Annotated in this window: 18 protein-coding genes; 5 read left to right on the top strand and 13 right to left on the bottom strand. The window is 46.7% G+C overall.

The window, feature by feature from the left end:
- Positions 1-6: 6 nt before the first annotated feature.
- Complete coding sequence (gene tyrS / locus VC182_RS04745; protein WP_323484660.1) at positions 7-1239, top strand: tyrosine--tRNA ligase; 1233 nt, start codon at positions 7-9, stop codon at positions 1237-1239.
- Here the strand turns inward: tyrS and ruvB are convergent.
- The 10 genes from ruvB to VC182_RS04695 form a co-directional block, all read right to left on the bottom strand.
- Positions 1236-2306 carry a Holliday junction branch migration DNA helicase RuvB gene (ruvB, locus tag VC182_RS04740; protein WP_072582728.1) on the bottom strand — a complete coding sequence of 357 codons (1071 nt, stop codon included), beginning with the start codon at positions 2304-2306 and terminating at the stop codon, positions 1236-1238. The genes tyrS and ruvB overlap by 4 nt on opposite strands.
- 26 nt (positions 2307-2332) lie before the next feature.
- A complete protein-coding gene (gene ruvA, locus VC182_RS04735) occupies positions 2333-2914 on the bottom strand; it encodes a Holliday junction branch migration protein RuvA (RefSeq protein WP_072582729.1) in 582 nt (193 codons plus the stop codon).
- Between the two features lie 29 nt (positions 2915-2943).
- On the bottom strand, positions 2944-3474 hold the full coding sequence (ruvC, locus tag VC182_RS04730) for a crossover junction endodeoxyribonuclease RuvC (protein ID WP_072582730.1): 531 nt from the start codon (positions 3472-3474) through the stop codon (positions 2944-2946).
- Between the two features lie 26 nt (positions 3475-3500).
- Complete coding sequence (gene purH, locus VC182_RS04725; protein ID WP_072582731.1) at positions 3501-5081, bottom strand: bifunctional phosphoribosylaminoimidazolecarboxamide formyltransferase/IMP cyclohydrolase; 1581 nt, start codon at positions 5079-5081, stop codon at positions 3501-3503.
- 52 nt (positions 5082-5133) lie between these two features.
- Positions 5134-5373, bottom strand: a complete 240-nt coding sequence (locus tag VC182_RS04720) for a helix-turn-helix domain-containing protein (protein WP_072582732.1) — start codon at positions 5371-5373, stop codon at positions 5134-5136.
- Positions 5374-5430: 57 nt separating this feature from the next.
- Entirely contained in the window at positions 5431-6447 is a 1017-nt protein-coding gene (gene dusB / locus VC182_RS04715) for a tRNA dihydrouridine synthase DusB (RefSeq protein WP_072582733.1), read from the bottom strand.
- A 128-nt stretch (positions 6448-6575) separates the two neighbouring features.
- Positions 6576-7733 carry an FAD-dependent monooxygenase gene (locus VC182_RS04710; RefSeq protein WP_323484659.1) on the bottom strand — a complete coding sequence of 386 codons (1158 nt, stop codon included), beginning with the start codon at positions 7731-7733 and terminating at the stop codon, positions 6576-6578.
- A gap of 16 nt (positions 7734-7749) precedes the next feature.
- Complete coding sequence (pepP, locus tag VC182_RS04705) at positions 7750-9117, bottom strand: Xaa-Pro aminopeptidase (RefSeq protein ID WP_323484658.1); 1368 nt, start codon at positions 9115-9117, stop codon at positions 7750-7752.
- Positions 9110-9826, bottom strand: coding sequence for an N-acetylmuramate alpha-1-phosphate uridylyltransferase MurU (murU, locus tag VC182_RS04700; protein WP_072582734.1), 717 nt, complete (start codon positions 9824-9826; stop codon positions 9110-9112). The genes pepP and murU overlap by 8 nt, the downstream gene beginning before the upstream one ends.
- A gap of 10 nt (positions 9827-9836) precedes the next feature.
- Positions 9837-10838, bottom strand: coding sequence for an aminoglycoside phosphotransferase family protein (locus VC182_RS04695; RefSeq protein WP_323484657.1), 1002 nt, complete (start codon positions 10836-10838; stop codon positions 9837-9839).
- Between the two features lie 33 nt (positions 10839-10871).
- Between VC182_RS04695 and VC182_RS04690 the strand changes: the two genes are divergently transcribed.
- From VC182_RS04690 to rsmA, 4 genes are read left to right on the top strand one after another with little or no spacing between them, the layout of a single operon-like run.
- Positions 10872-13394 (top strand): LPS-assembly protein LptD, encoded by a 2523-nt coding sequence (locus VC182_RS04690; protein WP_323484656.1) that lies wholly within the window; start codon positions 10872-10874, stop codon positions 13392-13394.
- A gap of 8 nt (positions 13395-13402) precedes the next feature.
- Complete coding sequence (locus VC182_RS04685) at positions 13403-14848, top strand: peptidylprolyl isomerase (RefSeq protein ID WP_323484655.1); 1446 nt, start codon at positions 13403-13405, stop codon at positions 14846-14848.
- Complete coding sequence (gene pdxA, locus VC182_RS04680) at positions 14823-15830, top strand: 4-hydroxythreonine-4-phosphate dehydrogenase PdxA (protein ID WP_323484654.1); 1008 nt, start codon at positions 14823-14825, stop codon at positions 15828-15830. The genes VC182_RS04685 and pdxA overlap by 26 nt, the downstream gene beginning before the upstream one ends.
- A gap of 3 nt (positions 15831-15833) precedes the next feature.
- Positions 15834-16610 (top strand): 16S rRNA (adenine(1518)-N(6)/adenine(1519)-N(6))-dimethyltransferase RsmA, encoded by a 777-nt coding sequence (gene rsmA, locus VC182_RS04675; protein ID WP_323484653.1) that lies wholly within the window; start codon positions 15834-15836, stop codon positions 16608-16610.
- 48 nt (positions 16611-16658) lie between these two features.
- Here rsmA and VC182_RS04670 read toward each other — a convergent pair whose 3' ends face one another.
- Genes VC182_RS04670 through glyS form a run of 3 tightly spaced genes read right to left on the bottom strand, consistent with a single transcriptional unit; the run spans position 16659 to position 20108 of the window.
- Complete coding sequence (locus VC182_RS04670; protein WP_323484652.1) at positions 16659-17393, bottom strand: lysophospholipid acyltransferase family protein; 735 nt, start codon at positions 17391-17393, stop codon at positions 16659-16661.
- Between the two features lie 7 nt (positions 17394-17400).
- The gene (gmhB, locus tag VC182_RS04665) at positions 17401-17973 is read right to left on the bottom strand and encodes a D-glycero-beta-D-manno-heptose 1,7-bisphosphate 7-phosphatase (protein ID WP_072582741.1); all 573 of its coding nucleotides are present in this window, start codon (positions 17971-17973) and stop codon (positions 17401-17403) included.
- Positions 17970-20108 carry a glycine--tRNA ligase subunit beta gene (gene glyS, locus VC182_RS04660; protein WP_323484651.1) on the bottom strand — a complete coding sequence of 713 codons (2139 nt, stop codon included), beginning with the start codon at positions 20106-20108 and terminating at the stop codon, positions 17970-17972. The genes gmhB and glyS overlap by 4 nt, the downstream gene beginning before the upstream one ends.
- Between the last annotated feature and the right edge of the window lie 6 nt (positions 20109-20114).

Here is a 20114-nt window from a genome sequence, read left to right as displayed (position 1 = left end):
ATCAGCATGACGGCTAAACCAGAACAAAAATATCCTTTGACCCCTGAAGTCTTTGCGGCGCTCGAAGTCACCAAACGTGGCTGCGATGAGCTATTGGTTGAGGCAGACTGGGTTCAGAAACTGGCTCGTAGCCAAGCTACCAAGACTCCACTCAGGATTAAATTAGGTTTAGATCCTACGGCTCCTGATATTCATCTGGGTCATACCGTTGTTTTGAACAAGTTGCGCCAGTTACAAGACTTAGGTCATACCGTAATTTTCTTGATCGGTGATTTCACTAGCATGATTGGTGATCCATCGGGTCGTAACGCTACCCGCCCTCCATTGACCGCAGAAGAAATCGCAGTCAATGCAGAGACTTACTATCGTCAAGCGAGTATGGTGCTCGATCCTTCTAAAACCGAAGTGCGTTACAACAGCGAGTGGTGTGATCCTTTGGGCGCGCGCGGCATGATTCAGTTGGCTGCTAAACATACTGTTGCTCGTATGCTCGAGCGTGATGACTTTACTAAGCGCTATCGTAATGGTGTACCCATTTCGATTCATGAGTTTTTATATCCACTCATGCAAGGCTATGACTCCGTTGCACTGAAGAGTGATTTAGAGCTTGGTGGTACAGACCAGAAGTTCAATCTTCTCGTTGGTCGTGAACTCCAGCGTGAGTATGGCCAAGAGCCTCAATGTATTTTGATGATGCCGCTCCTGGTTGGTTTGGATGGTGTTGAGAAGATGAGTAAGTCCAAGGGTAACTATATTGGCATTAGTGAGCCTGCTGGCGATATGTTTGGCAAGCTCTTGAGCATTTCGGATGATTTGATGTGGGACTACTTCACATTACTGTCATTCCGTCCAATGGCTGAGATTGATTTGATGAAGCAAGAGGTTGCTGCAGGGCGTAATCCAAAGGATTGCAAAGTACTGCTCGCTCAAGAAATCGTGGCACGCTTCCACTCGCAAGCCGCAGCAGAAAAAGCCTTAGAAGACTTTAATCACCGTGCTAAAGGCGGTGTACCCGATGACATTCCAGAAGTAAATCTATCTGGGGCGCCCATGGCAATCGCCAATCTTTTGAAGGCCGCAGGTCTTGCCCCATCAACATCTGAAGCGATGCGCAATATCGAGCAAAACGGTGTGAAGATTGATGGTGTAACCGTTGCTGATAAGCAATTAAAGGTTGAAGCTGGAACTTACGTGGTGCAAGTCGGCAAACGAAAGTTTGCGAAAGTAACGCTAGCTTAAATATCTAAGCTAGCACTTCCGCTAGGCGGAGTTAATCCAAAGTGCTCATAAGCCTGGCGGGTTGCTACTCTGCCTCTTGAGGTTCTTTGTAGGTAGCCTTGCTGAATGAGGTAGGGCTCAAGAACATCTTCAATCGTGTCGCGCTCTTCACCGATGGCTGCTGCCAAGTTATCGATACCTACCGGGCCACCATCAAACTTGTGCAAGATCGCTTCTAAGAGTTTTCTGTCCATCACATCAAAGCCACTTGGATCCACGTCCAGCATCTTGAGTGCAGCGTCGGCCATAGCCTTAGTAATGGTGCCGGTGCCCTTTACTTCTGCATAGTCACGTACGCGGCGTAATAGACGGTTAGCAATACGAGGAGTGCCACGAGCACGCTTTGCAATTTCTACGGAGCCTTCTGGATCGATATCAGCCTTAAGTAAGCTAGCTGAGCGATTAATGATTTTAGTGAGTTCTTCAGTCGTGTAGAACTCGAGTCTGGCCACAATACCAAAACGATCACGCAATGGATTGGTCAGCATGCCGGCACGAGTAGTTGCGCCGATCAGGGTAAATGGTTTGAGATCAATCTTCACGCTGCGCGCTGCAGGGCCTTCGCCGATCATGATATCTAGGCTGTAGTCCTCTAGCGCGGGATACAGAATTTCTTCCACAACTGGAGATAGACGATGAATCTCATCAATAAAGAGAACATCGTTTTCTTCTAGATTTGTTAGTAAGGCAGCAAGATCGCCAGGCCTGTCTAGAACAGGGCCGCTCGTTTGGCGCATGTTCACACCAAGCTCTCTTGCAATAATGTGAGCAAGAGTTGTTTTACCAAGTCCAGGAGGCCCAAACAAGAGAACGTGGTCTAAGGCTTCTTGGCGCGCTCTCGTAGCGCTGATGAAAATCTCTAATTGTGCTCTGGCCTTAGTTTGGCCAACATACTCATCGAGTTGTTTAGGGCGAAGGGCTCTTTCAAAGACGGCTTCAGTATTGCCTGCTGCACCGCTCACAATGCGGGCATTACCTTCCGGTAAATCTTCAGGAATAGAGCTGAGGTCGTCTGTATGTATTGCCATGCTGAGAGTTTAGTGCCGTTTGACTATTAAGCTTTAGATAGATACTTCAATCCCATACGGATTCCATCGGAAACACTGGTATCGGGCGGGATTTGCTTGAGTGCCAAAAGTGCTTCTTTTTCTGAATAGCCCAGAGCAAGGAGGGCTTGTAACACTTCACTGCTAGCCTCAATTGCCTGAGGTTTGTCACCTGTAATGCCTAAGTCTGGAGCTAGCTTGCCTTTGAGCTCTAGGCAGAGACGCTCAGCAGTTTTCTTGCCGATACCAGGCACCTGAGTGAGGCGCCCAGCTTCTTGAAGTGCAATGGCTTGGGCTAGTTCATTAACACTCATGCCGGAAAGAACTGCGAGTGCTGTGCGTGAGCCGACGCCACTAATCTTGATGAGCTGTCTAAATGCTTCACGCTCAGTTTCAGTAGCAAAGCCAAAAAGTTGCTGCGCATCTTCGCGAACTTGAAAATGTGTCAATAGGGTAATCTTTTGACCAGCCTGAGGTAGTTGATACAAAGTGCTCATAGGCACATCAACCTCATAACCAATACCTTGGCAATCGACTAAAAGGCGAGGAGGGTGAACTGAAACGAGGGTACCTTGAATGCGACCAATCATGTAGAGATCTTAACCTGTGATGTGTATTGTTACTTGCTACGTTTCTTAGGCGTTAGCTTAGGTGCTAAAGCTGCAGTAATTGCTTTTGGCATCTGCGCATGATGGGCGGCGCAGATGGCAACGCCTAGTGCATCAGAGGCGTCAGTCCCTGGGGCGCGGCTCAGTCTGAGAAGACGCTTGACCATTTCTTGGACCTGAGGCTTAGCTGCTCTACCAGTGCCAACAATGGACTGCTTGACTCTTAAGGCGCTGTACTCAGCTACCGGGAGTTTTTCTGAAACGAGAGCGGCAATAACAGCACCCCGTGCCTGACCCAACATGAGTGTGGAACGAGGATTGACGTTTAAGAAGACTTCTTCGATCGCAGCAGACTCTGGTCTATAGGTCTCCAGAACTTCCTTAACACCGGCATAGAGGGTGCCTAAGCGTTCAGGCAGGCCTTTAGCTGGATCGCCACTTTCAATCGTCCCCGAGGCTACGTAGGTCAGCTTTTGGCCATCGACATCGATGACTCCAAAACCAGTAGTCCGTAAACCTGGGTCGATTCCTATCCAGCGCATGAGTTTGTTTATGGCTTCTTGTTTTCTTAGTGACGGAAGTGACGTGTGCCAGTAAAGATCATGGCGATACCATGCTCATTTGCTGCCGCAATGATTTCATCATCACGCATACTGCCACCTGGCTGAATGGCGCAGCTTGCGCCACCATTCACAACGACATCTAAGCCATCACGGAACGGGAAGAAGGCATCGCTTGCTACTGCAGACCCTTTGAGGCTTAAGCCAGCGTTCTCAGCCTTGATGCTAGCCATGCGCGCAGAGTCTACGCGGCTCATTTGACCGGCACCGATACCAAGAGTCATTCCATTAGCGCAATACACAATGGCATTGGATTTCACAAACTTGGCTACGCGCCATGCAAACATCATGTCGTGCATTTCGCTTGGGGTTGGCAGACGCTTACTGACAACGCGCATTTCACTTTCGAGAACATTCTTAGCATCAGGAGATTGCACCAGCAAACCACCGCCAACACGTTTGAAATCAAAGGTATTAAATGCAGTACCCAATGGAATTTCTAGAAGACGTACATTTTGTTTCGCAGCAAAGATCGCTTTAGCTTCATCACTAAAGCTAGGCGCAATCAATACTTCCACGAATTGCTTGGAGATGGCTTCAGCTGCAGTGCCATCGCAAGGCACGTTAAAGGCAATGATGCCGCCAAAGGCGGAGCTCGGATCGGTTTTGAAGGCTTTTTGATAGGCTTCAAGGGCTGAAGCACCAACAGCTACGCCACAAGGGTTGGCATGCTTGATGATGACGCAAGCTGCAGCGCCACCGGCATTGCCAGTAAAGCTCTTAACGCATTCCCAGGCAGAATCTGCATCGGCAATATTGTTGTAAGAAAGTTCTTTCCCTTGCAACTGCTTGTAATTTGCTAATGCGCCATCGACGGGGTAAATATCTTTATAGAACGCTGCAGACTGGTGTGGATTCTCGCCATAACGCATCTCTTGTACTTTTTCAAAGGCAAAGTGCAAAGTTTCTGGGTAGGCAGAACGGGCTTTGTGATCAAGATCATCACCTAATGCTGAGAGATAGTTAGCAATCGCACCATCGTATTGCGCGGTATGTGCAAATACTTTTTTCGCTAAAGCCAAGTTGGTTTTGTAAGAAACGACATTCTTATTGGCCTTCATTTCAGCCAAGACTGGAGCGTAATCTTCAGGTGAAATCAGCACGGTGACATCTTGGTGATTCTTTGCAGCGGCACGCAACATGGCTGGACCACCGATATCAATGTTTTCGACCGCATCTTCGAATGAGCAGTTTTCCTTAGCGACTGTTTCATTGAAGGGGTAAAGATTAATCACGAGCATATCAATGGTGTCTATGCCATGCTCTTTCAGGGCTGCCATATGCTCTGGAAAATCTCTACGAGCTAATAAGCCGCCATGCACCATTGGGTGGAGGGTCTTAACGCGACCATCCAGCATCTCCGGAAATTTCGTTAAAGAAGAAACTTCGACAACAGGCAGATTGTTTTCGGCCAAGAGTTTTGCTGTGCCGCCAGTAGAAATGAGCTTAATGCCTTGTTCGTGGAGGGCTTTAGCAAAAGGCACGATGCCATTTTTATCGGAGACGGAGAGTAGGGCTGTACGGATCATGGTTTTCGGAGCTTAATTTAAAAAATGGCTTTGTTATTAGTAAAGTTTGCGCTTACTTCAGAAGTTGATGTTCAACCAACTTCTTGTGCAGGGTGTTGCGATTAATGCCCAGATACTGCGCTGCCAGTGATTGATTTTGCTTGGCATGCTGCATCACTAATTCCAGCATTGGTTTTTCAACAACAGCCAATACCATGTCATAGATATCAGTTGGTGCAGTTCCTTTGAGGTCATTCAGATAACCCTGCAATTGGGTTTCAATACATTCGGTAATCGGGTGCTTATTGGTCATAACAATCTATCAATGCAAAAACAAAAAAATAAATAAAGAAACTAAACTCAGTTAAAGCTATGCCGCTTCCAAAAATAACAAGCGGTCAGAATGGGATTTCATTTCGTCAAAATAATCATTGACCATTTGCAGTTGGGTTTTGCAATCGTCGGCAGTATTCATACGCTGGCGGAAGGCATGGGAGTCACGCAACCCTTTGCAGTACCAGCCAATATGCTTACGAGCAGTACGCAGGCCAATATGCTCACCATAAAACTCGTAGTGGTCTAAGAGGTGTGCATTCATGATGCCCTGAATCTCATTGATCTCAGGGGTCGGAAGCTTGCCGCCGGTTTCAAGATAGTGGTTGACTTCACGGAAGATCCAAGGACGGCCTTGAGCAGCTCGTCCAATCATGATGGCATTGGCACCAGTGAGCTTTAAAACTTGCTCCGCCTTTTCTGGGCTGGTGATATCGCCATTAGCCACAACCGGAATGCGCACACTATTTTTGACTGCGGTAATCGTTTCGTACTCTGCTTCACCGTGATACAGGTCTGCTCTCGTACGGCCATGGACCGTCAGCATGGAGATGCCGGATTTTTCTGCAAGACGCGCTATCTCAATAGCATTCTTATGTTCGCGATCCCAGCCCGTACGAATTTTCAAAGTCACTGGTACTGCATCTGGTCCGATACCAACGGCATTCACAACTGCTTCTAGAATTTGCTGGACCAAAGGCTCATCACGCAATAGGGCGGAACCAGCGGCAACATTGCATACTTTCTTTGCGGGACACCCCATATTGATATCGATAATCTGGGCGCCGTGATCTACGTTGATTTTTGCCGCTGCCGCCATCATTGCTGGATCAGCGCCAGCAATTTGAACGGCAATCGGTTTGAATTCACCAACATGATTCGCGCGACGTTGCGTTTTTTCACTTTTCCAAAGCAAGGCATTTGAGGCGACCATTTCAGAAACTGCATACCCGGCCCCCAACTTCTTACATAGCTGTCTAAATGGGCGATCCGTTACCCCAGCCATCGGGGCCACAAATAACTTATTTGCGAGGAGGTGAGGACCAATATTCATCTAAAAGGGCGCGTGCGGAAAGCATGACACTTTAGCACAGTCAGACCCAAATCTGCCTATTTTTTAGGCAGATTGCTTATTACAGATCAAACGGAGAATGCTTAAATTTTGAGGGTGATTTAAGGGCTTTAGCGCCTACCAAACATCATCTGGCGAGCTAAGGCTGTCTTGACTGGTGGAAGCCACTGCAGGGCGCTTAAAGCCAGTCCACGGGCTGCAACAACTGGAGCTAAATTAGATGTAAATACTCTAGCCATAAAGTCTGTAAGACCAATTGTGGTTTTTCTATCTACTTTGCGACTTTGCGCATAACTCTGGAGTGCATTTTCGACATCTGCTGGAGATTGTTTCTCTGCGGCCCCAGAAAATACCTCAACTAACTTCTCTGACAGCAAGAAGGCATCTCGTAATCCTAAGTTCAAACCTTGGCCCGCCACTGGGTGTAGAGTTTGAGCGGCATTGCCAATCCAAACCGCATTGTCATGAGTGATCTCTTTGCGATAGTTCAAGCCAAGTTCATATAAGCGACGATCTTGAATTTTCAGAAATTGTCCAATACGTGAACCAAATTCTTTTTGTAGTTCAGCTAAGAAGTCTATGTCACTCAGTTGTAAACGATGCCGCGAGGATTCTGGCGAGCCGCACCAAACCAGATTCAAAATATTATGTCCGTAGTGACTTGGCAAAACTGCTAAAGGGCCTTCAGCAGTAAAGCGCTCCCAAGCTTGATGGGGCTCTGCATTCTCTACTTCAACCAAGCCTACTAAGGCTGACTGACCATAGTCACGTCCAGATTCAACCCAGTCTTGGGTCTTAAATAAACCACCTTCAGCATGTACAACGCATTTTGCGTGGATGCTATTTTCCTCGCCATCTTTGTTGATGTGCTCCCAAATAAAGTTAGGGCTCTTTGCTTGAATGGCACGTAAGGCGTGACGCAGGGCCATATGAATATCGCGATAACGAATAATGTGCCCTAACGCATCTTGCTTGAGTTCTTCACGCGTCATCAGTGCGCGGCCAAAGCGACCAGCTTGTGAAACGTGTACTTGATGAATTTCTGCGAACTCTTTTGGCCATGCATTAATCGTATCGAGCAAGAGTTTGCTGCCATGAGATAGCGCTATACCTCGACTATCAGCATTTGCCAGATCATTGTCGTTGACGGGATTGCGATCAAGTAAAAGGATTTTTGCATCAGGAAATTTTTGCAATGTCCAAGCCGCGCAAGCGAGTCCAACTGGACCGCCGCCCTGAATCAAGATATCGCAACTAGATGAATTCATTTTGATCGGGATGGCCTTAAGCATTCTTCATGAGTGCTTCGATTTCATCGGCATTGACAGGCGCGCCTCGAGAAATCAACTCACACCCAGAATCATTGATGACAGCGTCATCTTCAATGCGAATACCAATATTCCAAAATGCCTGATCAATATCATCTGCAGGTCTGACATAGAGGCCTGGTTCCACTGTAATGACCATACCGCTTTTGAGAATGCGCCAAGGCTTTTCTTCACTTGATGAATTTTGGCTAGCTTCACGGTAGGAGCCCACATCGTGGACATCCATACCCAGCCAGTGCGACGTGCGGTGCATATAGAAAGGACGGTAGGCGCCAGTTTCAATGGCATTTTCTAAAGAGCCCAGCTCTGCCAGTTTGAGAAGCTTTTCATCCAACAGACCTTGGGTAAGGACTTTAAGTGCCGCCTCATGTGGCTGCATAAATGTATTACCAGGCTTGGTCATCGCAATCGCAGCTTCTTGCGCAGCTAATGTAATGTCATATAGAGCGCGTTGAGGCCCAGTAAATTTTCCATTCACTGGAAAAGTCCTGGTGATGTCGGAGGCATAGCCATCAAGTTCACAGCCTGCATCAATTAAGCAAAGCTCGCCACCACGTAATTCAGTTGAGCCGGCGCGATAGTGAAGAATGCAAGAATTTGCACCGCCGGCAACTATGCTGTTGTATGCAACACTTTGTGCACCACTATTGCGGAACTCATGCAGTATTTCAGCTTCGAGCTGGTATTCACGCATTCCGGGCTTACAGATTTGCATGGCACGGATATGCGCACGAGCAGAAATGGTTGCAGCACGACGCATGATGTCAATTTCATGTGCATCTTTAAACAAACGCATTTCATGAATCAGTGTTTCAACATCATGAAATTCAGATGGTGGATTTACGCCAGAACGTGCTTGTCCACGCACCTGTTTCATCCAGTGACGCAGCCGTCTATCGGCTTCTGCGCTCTCAGCAAGGCGAATATATACCGCATCTTGATCAGCTAATAAGTCACTCAGTCTTTGGTCTAACTCTTGATTGCTGTGTGCATAGTCAATACCCAAAGCGTCAGGTGCTGCGTCAGGTCCAAGGCGAATGCCATCCCAAATTTCTCGTTCAGGATCTTTGGGTCTGCAAAATAAGTGAGATTGCAGTTGGAAGTTTTTTCCATTGCTGCCAACCTTCATGACCAGTGTTGCGCCTGGCTCTTCAAAACCCGTCAAGTAATAAAAGTCGCTGTCGTGACGATAAGGAAATTCACTGTCACGGTTGCGAGCAAGTTCAGGAGCAGTTGAGATGACAGCAATGCCTCCGCCAGTCTTGGCAAAGATTTGTTCTGCTAATTGGTTTCTACGAAGCTGATAAATATTCGTTTTATTCATATGCTGCATTAAGCTCTTGTAAGCGTTGTGGTGTGCCTACATCGTGCCATGGACCGAGATATTTTTCACCAGACACTTTATTTTGCTCCATTGCCGTCCTCAATAGAGGTGCGAGCTTGGCTGGAGCTCCGAATTCCAGGTCTTTGAAGAGGTCTTTGTGATAAATCCCAATTCCAGAGAAGGTGAGCTTTTCTGCTCCAAGTGATTGGGTATTTCCAACTACTGAACCTTGGAGGTAAAAATCTCCTTCAGGATGCTGGACTGGGTTGGGAACCATTAATAAATGGGCCAAAGGCTTGTTCTCATCCATGCGCATTTTGGCAGCTGTTTCCACAAGCTGGGTAATTGGTAGGTTTGGGCTAAATACGTCCCCATTAATCACCAAGAAGTAGTTTTCGGGCGCAATGATGGGGAGCGCCTTGCAAATACCTCCAGCGGTTTCGAGGGCCTTGCCTTCCGGGGAGTATTGAATGTGAAGACCAAATTGCTCTCCATCACCTAGGGTTGCCTCAATTTTTTCACCTAACCAAGCATGGTTAATCACCACGTTTTGAATCTTTGCTTTTGCTAGGGCTTCTAAATGCCACTCCAGCAGCGATTTATTCTGAATGCGAAGTAACGGTTTGGGTAAATTATCCGTGAGGGGCCGCATGCGCTCACCACGACCAGCTGCTAGTAAAAAACAAGGTATGGAATTGAGCTGACTCATGGCTGATGAATTACGCTTGATTGACGCGAGTGGATTCCAAAAGTCGGGCCAATGGTTTTAGTTCAATATAACGGTTCGCCGTCGCAATCGCGTATTCCAGTACGAGTGGAATGTCCTTGATGTAGCCATCCTTACCATCACGATGAAGGAGTCTTGCAAAAATGCCCAAGACTTTAAGGTGGCGCTGTAATCCCATCCATTCAAAATCACGATAGAACTGTCCAAAATCATCTGGCATTGGTAATCCTGCTTTACGACCTTCTTCCCAAAATTTAATGACCCAATCAATCACACGTTCTTCTGGCCATGCAACGTAAGCATCGCGCCACAGTGAAGAAGCATCATAAGTAATAGGACCATAAACTGCATCCTGAAAGTCAATCACTCCGGGGTTATTTCTTTCGGTCACCATTAAGTTACGAGAATGGTAATCACGATGCACATACACTTTAGCTTGCGCTAAATTATTTTCGATAATGAGCTCAAAAGCTTTTTTGAGTTGCTCTGTTTGTTGTTCGCTCAGATTGATATTGAGATGCTTCTTTAGATACCACTCTGGAAATAAATCTAATTCTCGTTGTAATAGCGCTTCATCATAGTTTGGCAAAACCCCTGGTTTGCTTGCCAGCTGCAAGAGTACTAGGGCATGAGTTGCATCTTTGTAGAGATGGTCAGCCGTTTCATGATTGAGTTCGGCTAAGTAGGTTTTTGTGCCTAAATCATTTAACAGCAAGAAGCCTTCAGCAAGATTTTGCTCTAGGATTTTTGGTACATTTAAACCAGCCTCAGCGAGTAATAAATCGACCTTTATGAAGACATCCAAAGGCTCATGTTGGGGCGGGGCATCCATCACGATCAAAGTCCCAAATTTGGGGTTTTTGGACTCAATTCGGAAATAGCGTCGAAAGCTGGCGTCAGCCGAGGCTGGCACCAAAGAGTCGAGATCTAATTGCCAGCTAGCTTCTAGGGCTTTTAGCCAGTTACGGAGGGTGTTTAAGCGTGAGTCAGTCATGGTCGATTCGTATAATAAGGCGGGTCTGGATCTATGAGTCATTATCGCCGTCGCGCCGGCCATTGCGCCCCTCTTTTTTTGCATGTAACCCTGCGCGTTTTGATGGGGGTGGCATTGCTTCAATTTGCCCTCTGCGCACGCGCTCAAGCGCCTGCTCCCTTAACTCCAAACGCACAAGCTAATGCTAATACGGTTTTATTGCCTGATCGTGGCAATGTCACTGTTTTAAAGTTGGACGATCAGCTGCGAGTCGGGGTTCCCTTGGATGATAGTAAGGCACTTACTTTTACTTCAAGTGATTCTATTGATGGCGTTGTAGACCGCAAGATGAAGTTGAAGGGCCGCGCACAAATGCGACGCAATGGCGGGGTCATTAAAGCGGATGAAATTATTTATGACCCTGATACTGACATTGCTGATCTCGTAGGTAACGCTGAGTTGACCAAAGGTAATACGACTTTCAAGGGGCCAACTGCCCAATTTAAAGTTGATGCGCGTGAAGGCGAAATGGAAACGCCTTCGTACGAGCTACGAGATACGCGCGGCAATGGTACGGCTAAAAAACTCACTATTGAAAACTCAGATATTTTTGTTTTTGATAAAGCGACCTACACAACATGTACGCCGCAAAATATGGACTGGTATTTTTCAGCCAGTACTTTAGAAATTGATAATGAGCAAAAAGAAATGGTTGGAACGCATGGCGTGATGCGCTTCTTTGATGTTCCTATTGCATACGTTCCTTACTTCACCGCTCCCACCTCCAATGAGCGTCGTTCGGGCATCTTGGCGCCGGTGGCAGGATACAACTCCAATAATGGCTTTGACATTACTCAGCCTTATTACGTCAACATAGCTCCCAATAGGGACTTATTAATTCTTCCGCGTTACATGAGCGAGCGCGGCCTGCAGGTGGGTGCAAATTACCGCTTTCTGGACAGCAAGGACAGCGGCACCCTAGGCGGTGACTACCTCGCGCATGACAATAAGACGGGAACCAGCCGTTGGCGCTATGACTGGCAGCAGAGAGAGGTGTTTAGCGGAGGTGTAGCGCCTGGTGGAATACCGCTCCCAGGCTCTTGGACTGGTTACGCCAATATGGCGCGAGTTTCAGATAATTTATACCCCACTGACTTCTCACAGAGTATTGCTGGAGCAGTTACTAGTCAGTTTCGTCAAGAAGTCGGTACTACTAAAGGCTTGACGGGAAGTTTAAGTAACTGGGTAGTGTCAGCTAGAGCGTTAACGTTTCAAACTCTGCAGCCGGACCCAACCGCTTTAGTTCAGGCCCCTTACAACGTGTTGCCAAATATTACCGCTGCCTATAACAACCGCCTTAGTCCTGCAGTAGCTGATACTAGCGGTAAGTACGTTACTTTACCTACTGGACCAGCAACTACGTTCTCTACAGATTACACAAGATTCTCGTACAACATTGGCGGCAATTTAGCTGCTACTGCGCCTGGTGTTTACAGTCAGGCCGATCGAACGGTCGTTAAGGGTGCGATGGCTTTGCCTCAGGTAACACCAGGCTATTACATCACCCCAAAGATGAGCTTTCAATCAAACACGTATAACGCCACTCCTTTTGCAACTGGTGGAGCGCCTGTTGCACAAGGCTTTACCATCCCTACATTCAGTTTGGATTCTGGATTGGCGTTTGAAAGAGATGCCGCTGAATTGAAGGGCTTTTACGGCCGAGATATGTTGTTAACTATAGAGCCCCGCGCTTTCTATGTTTACACGCCTTATCAAAATCAATCACAAACACCTTTGTTTGACACTGCGGATGCGGGCTTCGGTGTTTCGCAGATCTTTAGTGAAAATACCTTTATTGGTAATGACCGTGTGGCAGATAACAATGCAGCCACGCTTGGTTTAACTAGCCGCATGATTGAAGCTAGCACTGGTGCAGAGCGTGCCACGGTCACTCTTGCACAGAAGCAGCAGTTCACTGGGCAGCGGGTTGGCTTGAATGGCACGATTGTGAATCCCACTACTTATTCCGATACCTTGGGTTCTGGTTCAGTGCGCTTACTTGGTAATTTCAGTGCAGATGTATTTGGTCAATACGATACGCAGCTCAATCGTTTGGTTCAAACTACCGTGGGCGGTAGTTGGCGTCCGACTCCGGGCAGAAGTTTGAATTTTGGATACCGTAATGTGTGGTCGCCACCAGTGCAAGCATCTGTCCAAAACAATCAGCCTTTTGTGCCCTCTGCCACCACGACGGATCAATACAATATTTCTGGGCAGTGGCCTATTACCCGTGAGGTTTCTGTTTTAGGGCGCTGGGGATACGATGCCTTGACTACCAAGACTTTGAACACCTTAGTGGCCTTGGAGTGGAGTAGGGACTGCTGGACTTTTCGTGGCGCCTACTCTCAAGTCTTGAATACTTCTCAAATAACCACCACCCAGGTGCTCTTTCAGGTCGAATTTAGGGGCTTTGGTAGCGCTGGAAGCAATCCAGTTGATATCATGAAGCTAAATGTTCCTGGATATATGCCTACCTCTAAGCCTATACCACCCTCAACATACGAGAACTATCAATAATGCTTTGTATGAAACGTTTTAAACAAATGAGTGTTCATGCCATTTTTATTGGCATTGGATTATTCGCGAATGTTGCACTTGCTCAGGATTCAGCAAAGGCGAATGCTATTGCCGAAAGCAAGATTCGTAATATCGATGGTGTAGCTGCAGTCGTCAACACGGGTTATGTAACTCGCAAAGAAATTGATGACCGAATTGCTGCACTTAAAAAACAAGGTGTGAAATTGCCTGAGGATGGTACGGTTCGTAAAACCATTCTGGATAGACTTATCCTAGAAAAAATTCAATTACAAAATGCCGAACAAGAAGGCGTTACTGTAAGTAACAAAGAGTTAGACAAGATTATTGGCGATGTTGCAGCAAAAAATAAGCTCTCTGTTGCTGAGTTCAAAGCAAAAGTAATTGCTTCCGGTACTACCTTTGAGCGCTATAAGCAGTTATTGCGGGATGACGTCATGATTACCCGTTATCGCGAAAGAGAAGTAGAGGGTAAGCTCAAAATCTCGGATGCTGAGATTGATAACTTCATTGCTGAGCGTACGCGGGCAATCGCTGGTGCTGGAGCTCAGAGGTCCGCACCTGCTGCCAAAGGTGAGCCTGAAGAAATCGACGTAGCTCAAATTTTTATTCCTGTTGATCCTGCAGCTGGGGCTGGTACTCAAGCTGAAGCAAAGAAGAAGGCAGATGCTCTGTTGAAAGATGCTCGTGGGGATGTTGACTTCCTACAGCTAGGCGCAATGGCTGCAAAAGATAATCCAAAGATTAAGTTTCAAGAATTAGGCTATCGCACTCCTGATCGTTTGCCACAATTATTTTATGAAGCAATTCGCAATACTGGTGGTGGACAGGTTGCTAACACGGTTGTGAAAAGTCCTGCTGGATACCATGTACTGAAAGTTTTGGATCGCCGTGCAGCAGGAGCAAGTGCGCCTCCGCAGCAGGCTGCAGCACCTGATGCTGGCTCACCTACTCCGCAAAATATTCCTATTACACAAACTCTCTCCCGTCATATTTTATTGCGAAGCCGTGCTGGCTTAAGCGATCAAGATGCGGAGAGACGCTTGCAGGGCTACCGTGATCAGGTGCGAGCAAAGACTGCAGACTTTGCGGAACTTGCAAAGAAGTATTCTGAAGATGGATCTGCGCCAAATGGCGGTGAGCTAGGTTGGATGAGTCCTGGGGATTTGGTTCCCGAATTTGAGCAGGCCATGAATCGTCTGCAAATTGGCGAGGTTAGTAATCCTGTTAAAACAGAATTTGGTTGGCACTTAATTCAGGTATTAGAGCGTCGCGAAGGTCAGCTCACTGTTGAGAAGCAACGTCAATTTGCGCGAGCAGCAATTCGTGAGAGAAAGTTTGATCAAGCTTATCAAGAGTGGATGCGTGAGCTGCGTGATAACGCAACTGTAAAAATTCTGAACGTGGAAGATGAAGCAAGTAGCGCACCTCGTTAATCTCGTTGTAACTACCGGTGAACCAGCCGGTGTTGGGTCTGAAGTTTCTTTAGCTGCCTCGCTTGAGTTTCTACGTTCACATGCAGATGCTCACATCACTTTATTAGGTAACGATAAGTTACTGAGAATACCTGGGGGCCTTGGTTCAGACCTATCTAGTCGATTGCAAATCCAATCCGTCCCCCTCGGAGCCCCTGTTGTTTTGGGGAGCTTAAATTCGCAAAACGCTCAATATGTGGTGAATCTTTTAGATCAGGCGATTGATGGTTGTCTGGAAGGGCGATTTGATGCCGTGGTGACTGCGCCTCTTCAAAAAAGCATTATTAATGAGGCTGGTACGCCATTTACAGGGCATACGGAATACCTAGCACAGCGCTGCAAGGTTTCTCATGTGGTGATGATGTTATGTGCGCCGTTGCCCATCGGTTTTTTAGGGCTCAAGACACCCAGAGATTTACGTGTTGCTCTAGTCACAACTCATCTTCCCTTAAAGAATGTTCCGCAAGCACTGAGTTATGACTTGATATTGGAAACGATTCAAGTCGTTAATCAAGATTTGCAGCAGAAATTCGGAATCGCTAAGCCCATCATTCGGATGGCGGGTTTAAATCCACATGCAGGAGAGTCTGGTTATTTGGGCCGAGAAGAAATTGAAATCATCTCTCCGGCTATTGAAGCGGCTAAGAAGATGGGAATCCATGTTTCTGGTCCTTATCCCGGCGATACCATGTTTGATCCAGAATCTGTTGCTCAAGTAGATGCATTTATTGCGATGTACCACGATCAAGGACTCGCACCCTTCAAGTTTGTTACCTTTGGTAATGGCGTGAATGTCACTTTAGGATTACCTATTATTCGAACTTCCGTAGATCACGGAACCGCTTTGGATATTGCTGGCAAAGGGCTGGCTGACTCGGGGAGCATGCTTGAGGCTTTGCGCTTGGCATATAAGTTAGCTCTGAATAAACGAAAGCAAGACTAATCTATGCATCGCGCTCGCAAACGATTTGGCCAAAACTTTTTGCAGGACAACGGAATTATTTATTCTATTGTTGCGCTTATCAATCCTAGTGCGGATATGCATGTCATTGAGATTGGTCCTGGCCTAGGTGCGCTAACACTCCCTTTGTTGAGTAATCTTGATCACCTAGACCTTTTGGAGATTGACCGTGATTTGGTAGCTTTTTGGAATGAGAAAAATCTCAAAGGCCTCTCAGTGATTGAGGGTGATGCGCTCAAGTTTGACTTTTTGACATGGGCTCAGAATAGATCGACCAAGCAAGGCTTATGTAAAGTGGTTGGCAATCTGCCATACAACATTTCATCACCTCTGCTATTTCATTTGGTTTCTGCGGCAGCCTCAATTGATGAGCAGGTATTTATGTTGCAAGCAGAGGTGGTGGAAAGAATGGTTGCGAAGGCGGGAAGCTCTGATTTCAGTCGTCTGTCGGTCATGCTGCAAGCCCGTTACGATATGGAGTTGGTGCTAGAGGTTCCTCCTGAGGCTTTTGATCCTCAGCCTAAGGTGAACTCTGCTGTCGTGCGAATGATCCCAAGAAGGGACTTTACGTTGACAGATGCTCAATGGAATTCATTGGAAAAAGTAGTTGCTGCCGCCTTCTCTCAAAGAAGAAAAATGTTGCGGACTAACTTGAGTGTTTTTTCAGACAGATTGGGTTTGACGGAGATAGAGCTTAAGGCGAGAGCCCAGGATATTTCCGTTGACCGCTATATCGAGTGGGCTAAAGTTCTCGCTTCATAAATCAATATTCAGTCCTGACTCAGCACTGAATTACTGCCTTCTAGTGAATTATTTATAAGCGCTGGGGTCAATCACACGCATTTCAGCTTCAATCCAACCTTCTACTTCTCGTTGAAGTTCTTCAGCTGACTTATTGGTTGAGCTAATCGCAGGCCCAATTGAAAAGATGACTGTGCCCGGTTCCTTGATAAAGCTATTTTTCGGCCAGCAACGACCGGCGTTGTGCGCAATCGGAATCACTAGTGCATCTGTAGCACTCGCAAGGCGTGCCCCACCTTTGCGGTAAGGCTTGGTTGATCCAATCGGGGTTCTAGTGCCTTCTGGAAATAACATGATCCATTTGCCTTCACTTAAGCGTTTACGGCCTTGAGTCGCTACAGAATGGGCTGCTGTCTGCTTATTAGAGCGATTAATGTGGATCATCTTCAGTAACGCCAAAGCCCAACCAAAGAAAGGAATCCAGAGAAGTTCACGCTTAAAGACAAAGCAAAGTTGTTTTGGCAGTAGTGCGATGTACGCAATAGTTTCGTAAGCTGACTGGTGCTTACTTAAGATGATGACCCGCTCATTAAGTACAGCCCGCATGTTTTCCATACCGCGAATTTCATAATGAATGCCGCACAATGGCTTTAATAGGGCGATAACGATTTTGTTCCAGAGCCCAATAAATGTGTAACGGTTTTCAGGACTCAGAAATGGAAAGGCCAGCATGCATAGCACTGACCAGATGGGTGTAAAGATAACTAAAAATAAGGCAAAGAGGATGGAGCGAATCAATTTCACGATGGGTCTAAGCCTTATTTTCTAAAAGTGCATTTGCAAAAGCCAGTAGATCAGCATGAATTTGTGTGCCTTCAGGTAGGTTACCTTTTGTAAGCGTTTTTTCACCCTTACCTGTGAGTACTAGGTGAGGTGAAGCTCCTAAGGCTACTCCAGCTTGAAGATCCCGTAAAGAATCCCCCACTATAGGAACGCCTGTCAGTGGTTTGGTGCTATCCGTCCTCTTATAGCGCAATGCAATTTCTTTCATCATGCCTGGTGCCGGTTTACGGCAATCACATTGATGTGAATCTTGATGAGGGCAAAAGAAGATGCTGTCGATATGACCGCCTAATGGCTTTAGCAAAGTCTCCATTTTGCTATGCATGGCATGTAAATCATTAATTGTGAAGTAGCCTCTGGAAAGACCTGACTGATTGGTTGCTAAAGCAATTTGATAGCCCGCTTGATTGAGTAAGGCTATCGCCTCTAAGCTTCCTCGAAGGGGAATCCATTGGTCTACTGACTTCACATAATCATCGCGATCTTCATTGATCACGCCATCTCGATCAAGAATGACTAATTTAGAAGAGCTGGAGCTCATGCTAATTTGCCGAGATCGGCAACGAGATTCATTTTCTGGTGAAGTTGTTGCAGGAGAGCGAGGCGATTATCTCGTAGCTCAGGATTAGGATCCATGACCATCACATCTGCAAAGAATTGATCAATTGGTCCGCTCAAGGCGACTAGCGCTCTTAAGAGTTCAACAAATTGACGTTTTTCATAAGCAGCATTGAGTGCAGGAGTCACCGCTTCCAATGCTTTGTGTAGTGTTGCCTCTGCTGGAATTTGCAGTAATTTGGCTGAACACGCTGCAGGAATAGCGGTAGTGGTTTTCTTCAGAATATTGCTGATGCGCTTATTGGCGGCAGCTAATTGAGCCGCTTCTGCTAGAGCATTAAATTCACGCAGGGCAGTCAATCGCTCGATCAAGTCATTAATTTGTGCTGGGTCTTGGCTCAGGACAGCATCAATCTCTGCGCTAGTAAACGCTTTACCAGCAACTGATTGGTCCCGCAAATAGGCGCGCAAGCGATCAATAATGAACGCATAGATATCGGCAGCTTTTGCTTTTTCTTGCACATCAGCCTGGGGAAACTGCGCACGAGCTAATTCGATTAATTCAGGCAAATTCAGCGAAAGATTCTTTTCTAAGAGCAAACGGCAAATACCTAAGGCATGACGACGTAGGGCATACGGGTCTTTATCGCCAGTAGGGGCAAGCCCAACACCCCAAATGCCAACCAGCGTTTCTAATTTGTCGGCAATAGCTAAGATCGTGCCAGTTTGGATTTGCGGCAGAGTGTCGCCTGCAAAGCGCGGCATATAGTGTTCGCTGCAAGCACTAGCAACATCAGCATGCTCGCCATCATGGGTAGCGTAATAACGCCCCATAATGCCTTGCAACTCTGGGAACTCGCCAACCATATCAGTTAGTAAGTCTGTCTTAGCAATTTCTGCAGCACGTGAAGCGAGCTTTTCATCGGCACCCAGTCTTTTGGCGATACCTACAGCTAACCCTTGAACGCGCTTTGTGCGATCTAGCTGATTGCCTAACTGGTTGTGATAAACCACCTTGCCAAGATCTGCCACACGAGAAGCCAAAGGGCGCTTTTGATCTTGCTGGAAGAAGAAGCGAGCATCGGACAAGCGTGGGCGTACAACGCGCTCATTGCCTGAGATGATGGCGTCTGGCTTACTTGTTTCAATATTAGAAGCAATCAAGAAACGATTACGTAATTTGCCTTGTTTGTTTGTCAATGCAAAATACTTTTGATTGGTTTGCATGGTCAAAATCAAGCATTCTTGAGGTACCTCTAAGAACTCTTGATCAAAATGGCATTCGTAGATGGCCGGCCACTCAACAAGGGCTGTTACTTCATCTAGAAGGCTATCCGGCATTAATACCAGATCCTCGCCAGCCGCTTTTAATAGGGCAGCTTCAATTTGCGCCCGACGCTGATTAAAGCTAGCAATAATCTTGGCTTTGGACTGGAGCTCGATCTCGTATTGGTCTGCATTCGTAATGGTGATGAGGCCAGGAGCTAAAAAACGATGGCCTTCAGTTTGATTGGCTGCATCAATACCTAGAGCACTGATGTTTAAAGTAGTAGCACCATGTAGTGCAATGATGCGGTGGGCAGGACGAGCAAATTGCACTTCGGCCAATCGACCATCCTTTTGTAGCACTTGGTAGTGCATCATTTTTGCAATGGGCAGCTTGCTTAATGTTTGTTCAAGCGCAGCCTGCGCCGTTTGCTCAAGAGCAGCACCTTTAGCAATGACATTAAGGTACAGGGCTTCATTCTTACCTTCACCCGCTTTTTCTAAAGTCGCAAGATTAATATCCCCATACCCTAGAGCACCCAATTTTTTGAGTAGTGGTGGGGTTGCTTTACCTTCAGCGTCAAATGCAATGCTAGTAGGTAATAATTTTTCCCGCACAGGGTAGTCAGGCGCTTGATCAAGAACCTTAGTGACTTGTACGGCTAAACGACGCGGGGTTGCAAAGCCGGTCATCTTGGATGATTCGGATGCAAGACCAGCTGTTTTGAGTGCTGCAAAGATGCCTTCGCTAAATGCATCACCTAAGCGACGCAGAGTCTTAGGTGGCAGTTCTTCGGTAAATACCTCGATCAATAAAGTCGCTGATTGAGGATTTGAATTAGATGTGCTCATAAGTGG

Origin of the sequence: Polynucleobacter sp. AP-Nickl1-40-C4 (genome assembly GCF_035012665.1) — a bacterium.
In the GTDB taxonomy this organism is placed as follows: Bacteria; Pseudomonadota; Gammaproteobacteria; order Burkholderiales; family Burkholderiaceae; genus Polynucleobacter.
This window is presented reverse-complemented; position numbering and strand designations above follow the sequence as displayed.

Excerpts from the sequence above, each read along its gene's own strand:
- gmhB (WP_072582741.1), bottom strand. The coding sequence starts at position 17,973 with ATGAGCTCCAGCTCTTCTAAATTAGTCATTCTTGATCGAGATGGCGTG.
- pdxA (WP_323484654.1), top strand. The coding sequence starts at position 14,823 with ATGAAGCAAGTAGCGCACCTCGTTAATCTCGTTGTAACTACCGGTGAA.
- glyS (WP_323484651.1), bottom strand. The coding sequence starts at position 20,108 with ATGAGCACATCTAATTCAAATCCTCAATCAGCGACTTTATTGATCGAG.
- ruvB (WP_072582728.1), bottom strand. The coding sequence starts at position 2,306 with ATGGCAATACATACAGACGACCTCAGCTCTATTCCTGAAGATTTACCG.
- VC182_RS04685 (WP_323484655.1), top strand. The coding sequence starts at position 13,403 with ATGAAACGTTTTAAACAAATGAGTGTTCATGCCATTTTTATTGGCATT.
- VC182_RS04710 (WP_323484659.1), bottom strand. The coding sequence starts at position 7,733 with ATGAATTCATCTAGTTGCGATATCTTGATTCAGGGCGGCGGTCCAGTT.
- rsmA (WP_323484653.1), top strand. The coding sequence starts at position 15,834 with ATGCATCGCGCTCGCAAACGATTTGGCCAAAACTTTTTGCAGGACAAC.
- murU (WP_072582734.1), bottom strand. The coding sequence starts at position 9,826 with ATGAGTCAGCTCAATTCCATACCTTGTTTTTTACTAGCAGCTGGTCGT.
- VC182_RS04690 (WP_323484656.1), top strand. The coding sequence starts at position 10,872 with ATGAGTCATTATCGCCGTCGCGCCGGCCATTGCGCCCCTCTTTTTTTG.
- tyrS (WP_323484660.1), top strand. The coding sequence starts at position 7 with ATGACGGCTAAACCAGAACAAAAATATCCTTTGACCCCTGAAGTCTTT.
- VC182_RS04720 (WP_072582732.1), bottom strand. The coding sequence starts at position 5,373 with ATGACCAATAAGCACCCGATTACCGAATGTATTGAAACCCAATTGCAG.
- pepP (WP_323484658.1), bottom strand. The coding sequence starts at position 9,117 with ATGAATAAAACGAATATTTATCAGCTTCGTAGAAACCAATTAGCAGAA.
- dusB (WP_072582733.1), bottom strand. The coding sequence starts at position 6,447 with ATGAATATTGGTCCTCACCTCCTCGCAAATAAGTTATTTGTGGCCCCG.
- ruvC (WP_072582730.1), bottom strand. The coding sequence starts at position 3,474 with ATGCGCTGGATAGGAATCGACCCAGGTTTACGGACTACTGGTTTTGGA.
- purH (WP_072582731.1), bottom strand. The coding sequence starts at position 5,081 with ATGATCCGTACAGCCCTACTCTCCGTCTCCGATAAAAATGGCATCGTG.
- VC182_RS04695 (WP_323484657.1), bottom strand. The coding sequence starts at position 10,838 with ATGACTGACTCACGCTTAAACACCCTCCGTAACTGGCTAAAAGCCCTA.
- ruvA (WP_072582729.1), bottom strand. The coding sequence starts at position 2,914 with ATGATTGGTCGCATTCAAGGTACCCTCGTTTCAGTTCACCCTCCTCGC.